Source organism: Streptomyces sp. NPDC059989, assembly GCF_042736975.1.
Lineage (GTDB): Bacteria > Actinomycetota > Actinomycetes > Streptomycetales > Streptomycetaceae > Streptomyces.
Genome location: NZ_JBHWUO010000033.1, coordinates 80,438 through 91,673, shown reverse-complemented (window position 1 = coordinate 91,673; position 11,236 = coordinate 80,438). Strand labels below are relative to the sequence as shown.

Here is an 11,236-nt window from a genome sequence, read left to right as displayed (position 1 = left end):
CGACAACGCGGCGAGGTGCCGTGCCTGGGGGTACCTCCCAGCGGTAGCTGGGGGAGCGCCGCGACCCGGTGAACCTTCCCGGTCACAGCACTAGGGACGCGCGGTGTGTCGCGTGTGCCGCTCCGCCGGATCACCAGGGTCGTGGGTACGGACCGGTGCCATGCGTGTCTGCTCCATCCTCGTGGACAACACGAAATACATTCCGCGGCCGGTATCTGACTCCCGAGGCATGCACCCTGGTCACAGTGGCGGGACCGCGCCGGATTCACACCGGCTTCCCTGCACCGCGGACGTGCTCACGAACATATAGTTGGACGTCCTAGTAAGTCCACCCCCCAGGGCAACTCACCCCTGTCCGGGTGCGGTTGGGACCGGCGATCAGGTCGCCTTCACCCGGACATCGTTCCAACGGCTACTGCCAGTCGTCCCACGGCGGGTCCATCTCGTCGAGGTCGAAGGGCTGCTCCTCGTCATACGGCGCCGCGGGCCGGGCCGCCGGCACGGGCGCCGTGAGCACCGGCTCGGCCGGGGCGGGGGCCGGCGGGGCGGACTGGGCCGGGACCGCGGCGGCGGGAGCGGGGACGGGGGCGGGGACGGAGGCGGGGACGAGGGCCGCGGGGGCCGGCTCCGCGGCGGGTTCGGCGGCGCCGCACTCCGCCAGGGTGTCGAGGACGCCCTCGGCGTACTTGGTGAGCTTGGCCTCGCCGACGCCGCCGACCGTGGCCAGCTCCTCGACCGTGGCGGGGAGCCGCGTCGCGATGTCCCGCAGCGTCGCGTCGTGGAAGACGACGTACGCCGGTACGCCCTGCTCGCGCGCCGTCGCGGCCCGCCAGGCCCGGAGCGCCTCGAAGACCGGCACGGCGGCCGCCGGCAGGTCGACCGGCACGCGGGCGGCCCTGCCGGAGCGGGACTCCTTGCGGGACGGGGCGGCCGGCGCCTTCTCCTTCCGCATCAGGACGGTGCGGCGGCCTCCCAGCACCTCGCCGCTGCCGTCCGTCAGCACGAGCGTCCCGTAGTCGCCCTCGACCGTCAGCAGCCCCTGCGCCAGCAGCTGCCGTACGACCCCCCGCCACTCGGCGGTGCTCAGATCCGCCCCGACACCGAAGACCGAGAGCCCGTCGTGGTCGAACTGGATGACCTTGGCCGTCTTCTTGCCCTGGAGGATGTCGATGATCTGGCCGGCGCCGAACTTCTGGCGCCGTTCCTTCGCCAGCCGCCACACCGTGGACAGCAGCTTCTGCGCCGCGACCGTCCCGTCCCAGGACTCGGCCGGCGTCAGACAGGTGTCGCAGTTGCCGCAGGGGCCGCCCAGCTGCCCGAAGTACTCCAGCAGCCGCTCCCGACGGCAGTCGACCGTCTCGCACAGCGCGAGCATGGCGTCCAGGTGCATGGCCAGCGACCGGCGGTGCGCCTCGTCGCCCTCGGAGCCGTCGATCATCTTGCGCTGCTGGACCACGTCCTGCAGGCCGTACGCCAGCCATGCCGTGGCCGGCTCGCCGTCGCGGCCGGCGCGGCCGGTCTCCTGGTAGTAGCCCTCGACCGACTTCGGCAGGTCGAGGTGGGCGACGAAGCGGACGTCCGGCTTGTCGATGCCCATGCCGAAGGCGATCGTGGCCACCACCACGACCCCGTCCTCCCGCAGGAAGCGCGACTGGTTCGCCGCTCGGGCGCGGGCGTCCATTCCGGCGTGGTACGGCACGGCGTCGATGCCCTGCTCGACCAGGAAGGCCGCCGTCTTCTCCACCGAGGACCGCGAGAGGCAGTAGACGACTCCGGCGTCGCCGTCGTGCTCGGTCCGGATCAGCTCCAGCAGCTGCTTGAGCGGGTTGTTCTTCGCGACGATGCGGTACTGGATGTTCGGCCGGTCGAAGCCGGCGACGAAGTGCCGGGCGTCCTCCAGGCCGAGCCGCTTGGCGATCTCGGCGTGGGTGGCCTCGGTGGCCGTCGCGGTCAGCGCGATCCGCGGCACCTTGGGCCAGCGCTCGTGCAGCATGGACAGGGCGAGGTAGTCGGGCCGGAAGTCGTGGCCCCACTGGGCGACGCAGTGCGCCTCGTCGATCGCGAAGAGGGCCACCGTGCCCCGGTCGAGCAGCCGCTGCGTGCTCTCGGTGCGCAGCCGCTCGGGAGCCAGGTAGAGCAGGTCCAGCTCGCCGGCGAGGAAGGTCTGCTCGACCACCTGCCGCTCGTGCGGGTCCTGGGTGGAATTGAGGAACCCGGCCCGGACCCCGAGGGCGGTGAGCGCGTCCACCTGGTCCTGCATCAGCGCGATGAGCGGCGAGATCACGACGCCCGTGCCCTCTCTGACGAGCGCCGGGATCTGGTAGCAAAGCGATTTGCCGCCGCCGGTCGGCATGAGCACGAGGGCGTCACCGCCGCCGACGACCTGCTCGATGATCTCCTGCTGCTCACCGCGGAAGGAGCTGTAACCGAAGACGCGGTGGAGCACCTGCAGAGCATCGGAGATCTCGGGGGAAGCGTCCGAAAGGGCCATTCACGAAGCGTAACGGCACCCGCCGACGCCCCGGACCCGACCGCGGCAACCTGTGGACAACCTCACCGGCCCGGGTCGTGCCCGTGCTCGACGGGCAGGTCCCGGTGGAACCAGCCGTTGAACGCCGGATCCTCGTCTTCGGCCGCCCGGTGCTCGGCCTGCTCCAGCACCCGCCTCGCCTCCGCCTGCCAGGTCGCCGCGCCCGCGCGGGGCGGGGGCAGGAACGGACCCCGCCCCGGCGCCTCGGCTGCGGCGGCGAAGAAGTCGCCGCCCTTGCGCTTGAAGTCGTCCGTTCCCCACGCGCGGCCGGCGCCGTGCAGCGGCACCTTCTGCAGGTGCGGGATGTGCTTGGCGCAGTGGATGTACGCCTCGTCGACGTCGATCTCCACCCACAGCTGGGCGCGGCGTCCGGGCGCCGGGTCGGCGGCCGCGAGCCCCGGGCGTTCGCGGCGCATGTCGTCAGCGGCGACGACGCGTGCCCGGCCGTTGACGTGGAGCCCGATGCGGTCCCGGAGGAAGTCCATCATGAGGATGCCCACGTGCGGGTTCTCCTCGATGTTGCCGAGGCTGGCCTGCACGCCGTTGCCCCGGTACTCGGGGTAGGCGAGGGTCCGTTCGTCCAGGACGTGGAGGAAGCCGGGCGGGCCGGCGCGGAAGGTGTTGTCGCACTCGCCGTGGCGGTCGGCGGTGGCCAGGAAGAACATCTCCTGGCGGGCCACGAACTCCCGCATCCGGGTGTTGAGGCGGTCGAGGACCTGCTCGGCGTAGAACCTGTCGGCGCGCTCGGTGGTGCCCGTGCGCTGCTGCACCAGGTGTTCGCCGTCGCTGCCCGGGCGTGCGGTGCGGGCCGGCGCCGCCTGCCGGTTCCCGGTCCGTTCGGATGTGCTCAATTCCTTGCCCCGACCAGTTCCTCGATGGAGTCGTGCCGTATGCGGTGGGTGGGGATGCCGATGCCCACCAGGGTGTCGACGCCGCGGCGGATCATGCCGGGCGGGCCGGACAGGTAGGCGTCGTAGGTGTGCCACGGGCCGTATTCGCACACGGCGTCCGGGAGCCGGCCGCACAGGTCGCCGCCGGGGCCGTCGTCGACGACCGGGCGGACCGAGAGCCAGGGGTGCGACTGCTGCATGCGGAGCATGGTGTCGATGTCGTACAGGTCGTGGTCGCGGCGGGCTCCGTAGAACACCTGCACGGAGCGGCGGCGGCCGTGCCGGGCCACGTCCTCGACCAGGGCCTTGATGGGCGCGATACCGGTGCCGCCGCCCAGGCACAGCAGCCCGTTGTCGGTGGTGTGGTCCACCGTCATGGATCCGGTGGGGGGACCGATGCGGATCACGTCGCCGGGGCGGGCGCGGTGCACGAGGGCGTTGGAGACCCAGCCCGCCGGGACGGCCTTGACGTGGAAGGAGAGCAGCCCGTCGGAGCGGGGCGCGGAGGCGAAGGAGTAGTTCCGCCAGACGCGCGGCCACCAGGAGGTCTCCACGGCGGCGTACTGGCCGGCGAGGAAGGGGTAGGGCGCGTCGGGCCGCAGCGTCACGACGGCGACGTCCCGCGTCCGCATGTCGTGGGAGACCACCTCGGCCTGCCACCAGGCGGGGGCGCGCAGCTCGTCCTTGGCCGCCGCGTCGATCATGATCTGCGAGATCGCGGTGTACGCGCCCACCCAGGCGGCCTCGGTCCTCGGCCCCCAGCTCTGCGTGGCGTAGCGGGAGAGGGCGCCGATGAGGGCTTCGCCGACGGCCGGATAGTGCTCGGGAAGGGTGCCGTACTTCCGGTGCCCGCGGCCGAGGTCGGTCAGGTACGCGGTCAGGACGGCGGTGTTCTCGACATGGGTCGCGGCGGTGAGCAGCGCCTTGAAGAGGCGGTCCCGCTGGGTGTCCATCGCCGCGGGGAACAGGGCCCGCAGGTCGGGGTGGCGCAGGAAGAGCAGGGCGTAGAAGTGCGAGGTGACCTTGTCGGCGATGGGCTCGATCTCGGCCATCGTGCGGCGCAGGAGACCGCCGTCGGAGGTGTCCTCGGGCGCCGCCGCGATCCGCTCCCCTTCGGGGTCCGCGGCGGGAACGGGCGCGGACCCCGAGGGGGCGGAGGCAGGAGCGGGGGCGGCAGGGGCGGGCGCCTCGGTCGCCGTACGGCTCCTTTCGGCGCCGCTGCCCACCGGGCGTATCGGCGTGACGGGCCGGCTGGGTATGCGGCCCCCCTCGTCCCGGTGCGCGTCCTGGGACTGCTCCCCGGTCCCGCTCCCGGTCCTGGTCGCCGTCGTCGCGCCCGGGCTCCGCCCGAACCAGCCCCCGTCCCGGCCGTTGCCACCGGATCTGTCGCCATCAGCCGACGTGGTCGTCGGAGCATCCATCCGTTTGCCTCGCCTCGAACGTCTTCCGGTCGGTCGTCGCACGCGGGCCCGAGTGTGCCCCGATTTCCCTCCCCCAACGGAATTCCCGGTGATGCACACCCATCCACCGGCGTGCGAACGGGCTCGACCATACCCGTCGCGCACGAATCCACGAATGTGGTGTGGAGGCATCACAGGGCGCCGAGTTATGGCTGGTCAGCGCCCCGCAACGGCCAGGAGCTCAGGTTTCGTCACGAGTTACCGACGAGTTCGAACGATGCGACAAGCCGTTCGCCGCGAAGTTATGCGAATTCCCTGACGAAATACCTGCGGGGCGACCCGATCTTCCCCACACCATGCACGCAGGGTCTTCACATCGTGCGCCGCGATATGGCCTTGAGGGCCTCTTCGAGCGCCTGGTCCGCCGGGACCGGGAGGTCGGGGACGACCCCCACGCCCTCCCAGTTGGTACCCGTGACCGTGTTGATGCTCCGTGCTGTCGGCACCGTCACGAGGACGTGCTCGGCGACCGCGTGGCGGGCCGTCGGATGGGCGCCGCCCCGCGTGGTCCCGCCGACGACGACGGCGCGGCCGTGCGCCTGCAGGGTGTACGCGACGTCCTCGCCGCCGGAGAACGTGACCTCGCTCGTGAGCACGTGGACCGGGCGGTCCACGTAGCGCGGCGCGGGAAGGTGCGCGACCGTCCAGAACTGGCGGGTGCTGTCGGTGCACCGGTCGTAGATGTCGTTCAGGTGCACCTGGTCGTCGGGGAAGAAGTAGCTGCACCACATCGCCGCCCCCTCCGGGGACCCGCCGCGGCACCCCCGCAGGTCCAGGACGAGCGCGGAGCTGTGCGCGACCAGCTGCATGGCCGCGCCGATCGCGCTCGCGCCCTCGGCGGCGGTCGCGATGAGCCGGAGCTCGATGAGCCCGACGTTCCCTTCCAGCCGCTCGACGCGGCGGATCCCCTGGTTCTCCTCCCGGAGCAGCGCGCGGAACGCGGCCTCGCCCCCGTCGTCGTCCACGGGCGCCGTCGACTGCGGCTCGTCCGTCCAGAGCAGCCGCAGGTGCTTGTCCGGGCACACCTCCTGGAGGTCCGCCGTCACCGTCTCGCAGAGCGCGGGGCCGTCCAGGCCTTCGTACGCGCCGGCCGCGAGCCGGCCCCGTATCGCCGTCTCGATGGCAGCGGTCTTCTCGGGGAAGACGTAGCCCTCGCCGATCCGCTCAAGTGCCAGTTCCACCATGTGTTCGTTTGTAGTCATGACGGGTCACGTTAGAGGGCCAACACCCGAGTGACCAGCGACTTTCAGGCGCAGGCCGGGCACAGCCCGCGGTAGGTGACCTCGACCTCGGAGACCGTGAAGCCGAAACGTCCGGCCTCCGGCAGGTCGGCCAGCGGGTCGCCGGCCGGGTGGACGTCGCGGATGAGACCGCAGCCGGAGCACAGGAGGTGCTGGTGCGGCTGGTGCGCGTTGGGGTCGTAGCGCTTCGCGCGGCCGTCGGTGGAGACCTCCGCGACCTCGCCGAGGGAGACCAGCTCGCCGAGGGCGTTGTAGACCGTCGCCCGGGAGATCTCGGGCAGCCGCTCCACCGCACGGGCGTGCACCTCGTCGGCCGTGAGGTGGGTGTGATCCCCGTCGAGGACCTCCGCGACGACCCGCCGCTGGGACGTCAACCGCCAGCCGCGCCCTCGCAGTCGCTGCAGCAGGTCACTCATATCGGCTCACCTATTCAGGTCGGCGGGATACCCCGAGATGGTACGGGTGGACGTCCGGAATCCGATGGGATAGGGGCTTGGTGTACTTCTTGACTTGGATTCCGTCCATCGTAGGATCGCTTCCGTAGATGGCCAAGGGGCAGGAAGACTCCAGAGCGGCAGCCGGCACACGGGTGTTGGCCGCTCTCGTCCCGTTGCGCCAGACCGTCCGGGACGGTGACCACCTCGGCATCGAGGCGACCGACGAGGCCGAGACCGATGACTGGGGGCCTGGGCCCCGACAGTTCCACAGCATGCAGTTCCTGAGCACCGTGATCCGTTTGGTCCGGAAGGATTCCCATGTCTGAGAACCACGACGCAATCGTCACCGACTCCAAGGCCGAGGGCGGAGGTGGCTGCCCCGTCGATCACGGCCGCGCCGCGCACCCGACCCAGGGCGGCGGAAACCGCCAGTGGTGGCCCGAGCGCCTGAACCTGAAGATCCTCGCCAAGAACCCCGCCGTGGCCAACCCCCTCGGTGCGGAGTTCGACTACGCCGCCGCGTTCAACACCCTCGACCTGCCGGCGGTCAAGCGGGACATCGAGGAGGTGCTGACCACCTCGCAGGACTGGTGGCCCGCCGACTTCGGCCACTACGGCCCGTTCATGATCCGGATGGCCTGGCACAGCGCGGGCACCTACCGGATCAGCGACGGCCGCGGCGGCGCCGGGGCGGGCCAGCAGCGCTTCGCCCCCCTCAACAGCTGGCCGGACAACGGCAATCTCGACAAGGCCCGCCGCCTGCTGTGGCCGGTGAAGAAGAAGTACGGCCAGAGCCTCTCGTGGGCCGACCTCATGATCCTCACCGGCAACGTCGCCCTGGAGCACATGGGCTTCGAGACCTTCGGCTTCGGCGGCGGCCGCGCGGACGTCTGGGAGCCCGACGAGGACGTGTACTGGGGTCCCGAGACCACCTGGCTCGACGACGAGCGCTACACCGGCGACCGCGAGCTGGAAAGCCCCCTCGGCGCGGTCCAGATGGGCCTCATCTACGTCAACCCCGAGGGCCCGAACGGCACTCCGGACCCGCTCGCCGCGGCGCGCGACATCCGCGAGACGTTCCGCCGGATGGCGATGAACGACGAGGAGACGGTCGCCCTGATCGCGGGCGGCCACACCTTCGGCAAGACCCACGGCGCGGGCCCGGCCGAGAGCGTGGGTGCCGACCCCGAGGCCGCCCCGCTGGAGGCGCAGGGCCTCGGCTGGAGCAACTCCTACGGGACCGGCAAGGGCGGCGACACCATCACCAGCGGCCTCGAAGGCACCTGGACCAACACCCCGATAGCCTGGGACAACAGCTTCTTCGAGATCCTCTTCGGCTACGAGTGGGAGCTGTTCAAGAGCCCCGCCGGGGCGCACCAGTGGCGGCCGAAGGAGGGCGCCGCGGCGGGTACCGTGCCCGACGCGCACGACCCGTCGAAGAGCCACGCCCCGACGATGCTGACGACCGACCTCTCGCTGCGGATCGACCCGGCCTACGAGCAGATCTCGCGCCGGTTCCTGGAGAACCCCGCGGAGTTCGCGGACGCCTTCGCCCGCGCGTGGTTCAAGCTGACCCACCGCGACATGGGCCCGATCGTGCGCTACCTCGGCCCCGAGGTGCCGGCCGAGTCGCTGCTGTGGCAGGACCCGCTGCCCCCGGTGACGCACGAGCTGGTCGACGCCGCCGATGTCGCCGCCCTCAAGCAGCAGGTCCTCGCCTCCGACCTGACGGTGTCCCAGCTCGTGTCCGCCGCATGGGCGGCCGCCTCGTCCTTCCGCGGCAGCGACAAGCGCGGCGGTGCCAACGGCGGCCGCGTCCGCCTCCAGCCGCAGAGCGGATGGGAGGTCAACGAACCCGACCAGCTGGCGACCGTACTGCGCACCCTGACCGGGATCCAGGAGGCCTTCAACGCCGCCCAGAGCGGCGGCAAGCGGATCTCGCTCGCCGACCTGGTCGTGCTGGCCGGCGCGGCCGCCGTCGAACAGGCCGCCAAGGACGGCGGCTTCGCCGTCGAGGTCCCCTTCACGCCGGGCCGCTCGGACGCCTCGCAGGAGCAGACCGACGTGGAGTCGTTCGCCGCTCTGGAGCCGACCGCCGACGGGTTCCGCAACTACCTCGGGAAGGGCAACCGGCTGCCCGCCGAGTACCTGCTGCTCGACCGGGCGAACCTGCTGACCCTGAGCGCCCCCGAGCTGACGGTCCTCGTCGGCGGCCTGCGCGTCCTGGGCGCGAACCACCAGCAGTCGCGGCACGGCGTCCTCACCGCGACCCCCGGGTCGCTGACCAACGACTTCTTCGCCAACCTGCTCGACCTGGGCACGACGTGGACGGCGACCTCCGAGGACGCGAACACCTTCGAGGGCCGCGACGCCTCCACGGGCCGGGTCAAGTGGACCGGCACCCGGGCCGACCTCGTCTTCGGGTCGAACTCGGAGCTGCGCGCGCTCGCGGAGGTCTACGCGAGCGACGACGCGAAGGAGAAGTTCGTGAAGGACTTCGTGGCGGCGTGGGACAAGGTCATGAACCTCGACCGGTTCGACCTCGTCTGATCGTTTACGTCCAGGCCGGCCGGGCCCGTACCCGGCCGGTCCGGACGGCCCGCGGGGGCCGTCCGGGGCAACTGTGATGTCCAACAGGTGAGTTGTCACCCAGAAGACATGGAACGGTACACACCGTTCGTGTAGCTTCCTTCACGTCGCCGCCACACCTTGGGCACAGGGCCCCTTGGGACTAGCGGCGCGAAGGACCCGACACCCTGTTGACGACAGCAACCGAAGTCTTCACAGTCCGTCCCTACACCCCGCACTGCGAGGTGATCCACACCGAAGGCGATCACGCCGTCATCGGCATCTCTCCGGGGAACAGCTACTTCTCCGCCCGCCGCGTCATCGACCTCGCGCAGTGGGGCATGCGCAACTTCCGGCAGGTGGACATCATCTACACCGACCTGCACGTAGCCGACATGTACGAGGCCCTCGGCTACGCCCCTGACGAAGCACGGCGCAAGGCGGTGAAGAACCTGCGCGGCGTCCGCGCCAAGGTCAACAACGCCGCCGCCGAAGCCGACCCCGCCGGCACCCGGTTGCGCGCCCGCCCGATGTCGTCCCTCACCGACATCCCGGCCTACCGCGCGATCCACTCCCACCTGACCGGACTGCTCGACAACGACCCGGAGTTCCGCACCACCTGCAACTCCCTGGTCGACGCGTTCCTCTCCTCCAAGGTCCTGGACGGGAAGGCCGCCACCACCCGGCAGCGCGACGTCTGCCTCGAGTACGTCTGCGCGGAAGCGCCGCTCTTCCTCGACACCCCGGCCATCCTCGGCGTGCCGTCCTCCCTCAACTGCTACCACCAGCTCCTGCCGATGGCGGAACTGCTCTACTCACGCGGCTCGGGCCTGCGCGCCTCGCGCAACCAGGGCCACGCCGTCATCACCCCCGCCGAAGGAGCATCCGATGTCCACTGAGACCCTTCTCGACTTCCCGTTCTCCGCCCGCGGCGACCAGCTCCCCCGCGAGGTCGAGGAGCTGCGCGGCGAACCGGTCAAGCGGGTGCGCACGATCGCCGGGGACGAAGCCTGGCTCGTCTCCTCCTATGAGCTGTGCAAGCAAGTCCTCGAAGACCCCAGGTTCAGCCTCAAGGACACCTCCGCTCCCGGTGTGCCCCGCCAGTACGCGCTGACGATCCCTCCGGAGGTCGTCAACAACATGGGCAACATCACCGGCGCCGGACTCCGCAAGGCCGTCCTCAAGGCGATCAACCCCAAGACCGACGGCCTCACCGACTGGATGCGCGACCACGCCTCCGCCCTCGTCGACGGCCTCCTGGCCCACGGGGCCCCGGTCGACCTCCGCGGCCAGTTCACCAACCCCTACGCCGAGCACCTCCACTGCCGGATCCTCGGCATCCCCGAGGCCGACGCCCCGCGGCTGGCCGCCAGCCTCGACATCGCGTTCATGAACTCGGCCTGCCCCATCACCGGCGCCAAGCTCAACTGGGACCGGGACATCGCCTACATGGTGGAGCGCCTCGACGACCCGGCCACCACCGGGCTCATCGCCGAACTCGCCGCCCTGCGCGAGGACCCCGACTACGCGCACCTCACGGACGAGATGCTGGCCACCGTCGGCGTCACGCTGTTCGGTGCCGGGGTCATCTCCACCATGGGCTTCCTGACGATGGCGCTCGTCTCGCTCATCCAGCACCCCGAGGTGTGGGAGCAGTTGCGCAAGGAGCCGGAGAAGATCCCGGCCGCCGTGGACGAACTCCTGCGCATCAACCTGTCCATCGGCGACGGCCTGCCCCGGCTCGCCCTCGAGGACGTCACCCTCGGGGACGTCGAGGTGAAGAAGGGCGAGCTGCTGCTCGTCCTGGTCGAGGCCGCGAACACCGACCCGGCCGTGTTCCCCGACCCCCACGTCGTGGACATCGACCGGGCCAACGCCGGTACGCACCTCTCCTTCGGCGGCGGAGCGCACTACTGCCCGGCCACCGCCCTCGGGAAGAGGCACACCGAGATCGCCATCGAGGTGCTCCTGGAGAAGATGCCCGACCTCCAGCTCGCCGTGCCGATCGAGCAGCTCGTCTGGCGCACCCGCTTCATGAAGCGCCTGCCGGAACGCCTTCCCGTGCTCTGGTAGTCACACCGCTGTTCCCGGCCGGGGCCGTCCGGCCGGG

At 71.0% G+C, this 11,236-nt stretch carries 9 protein-coding genes and 1 riboswitch; of the genes, 4 read left to right on the top strand and 5 right to left on the bottom strand.

Going from position 1 to position 11,236, the window contains the following annotated elements; translation table 11 throughout:
- Positions 1-188 precede the first annotated feature (188 nt).
- Positions 189-304: riboswitch (cobalamin riboswitch) on the bottom strand.
- A gap of 108 nt (positions 305-412) precedes the next feature.
- The 5 genes from recQ to ACFWBN_RS26835 form a co-directional block, all read right to left on the bottom strand.
- Positions 413-2,491: a DNA helicase RecQ gene (gene recQ / locus ACFWBN_RS26855; protein ID WP_385179913.1), complete on the bottom strand. Its 2,079-nt coding sequence runs from the start codon at positions 2,489-2,491 to the stop codon at positions 413-415.
- 62 nt (positions 2,492-2,553) lie between these two features.
- Positions 2,554-3,381 (bottom strand): pyridoxamine 5'-phosphate oxidase family protein, encoded by an 828-nt coding sequence (locus tag ACFWBN_RS26850; protein WP_385179910.1) that lies wholly within the window; start codon positions 3,379-3,381, stop codon positions 2,554-2,556.
- Entirely contained in the window at positions 3,378-4,841 is a 1,464-nt protein-coding gene (locus ACFWBN_RS26845) for a globin domain-containing protein (RefSeq protein WP_385179907.1), read from the bottom strand. Before ACFWBN_RS26845 ends, ACFWBN_RS26850 begins: the two co-directional genes overlap by 4 nt.
- 350 nt (positions 4,842-5,191) lie before the next feature.
- Positions 5,192-6,082: a S41 family peptidase gene (locus tag ACFWBN_RS26840; RefSeq protein ID WP_385179904.1), complete on the bottom strand. Its 891-nt coding sequence runs from the start codon at positions 6,080-6,082 to the stop codon at positions 5,192-5,194.
- A 44-nt stretch (positions 6,083-6,126) separates the two neighbouring features.
- Entirely contained in the window at positions 6,127-6,537 is a 411-nt protein-coding gene (locus ACFWBN_RS26835; RefSeq protein WP_385179902.1) for a Fur family transcriptional regulator, read from the bottom strand.
- Positions 6,538-6,665: 128 nt separating this feature from the next.
- On the opposite strand from ACFWBN_RS26835, the gene ACFWBN_RS26830 reads away from it, so the two are divergent.
- From ACFWBN_RS26830 to ACFWBN_RS26815, 4 genes are all read left to right on the top strand, one after another.
- On the top strand, positions 6,666-6,884 hold the full coding sequence (locus ACFWBN_RS26830; protein ID WP_385179899.1) for a hypothetical protein: 219 nt from the start codon (positions 6,666-6,668) through the stop codon (positions 6,882-6,884).
- Entirely contained in the window at positions 6,877-9,108 is a 2,232-nt protein-coding gene (katG, locus tag ACFWBN_RS26825; protein WP_385179896.1) for a catalase/peroxidase HPI, read from the top strand. Before ACFWBN_RS26830 ends, katG begins: the two co-directional genes overlap by 8 nt.
- A gap of 209 nt (positions 9,109-9,317) precedes the next feature.
- Positions 9,318-10,025, top strand: a complete 708-nt coding sequence (locus tag ACFWBN_RS26820; protein WP_385179894.1) for a tRNA-dependent cyclodipeptide synthase — start codon at positions 9,318-9,320, stop codon at positions 10,023-10,025.
- On the top strand, positions 10,015-11,199 hold the full coding sequence (locus tag ACFWBN_RS26815; RefSeq protein WP_385179891.1) for a cytochrome P450: 1,185 nt from the start codon (positions 10,015-10,017) through the stop codon (positions 11,197-11,199). The genes ACFWBN_RS26820 and ACFWBN_RS26815 overlap by 11 nt, the downstream gene beginning before the upstream one ends.
- Positions 11,200-11,236 lie beyond the last annotated feature (37 nt).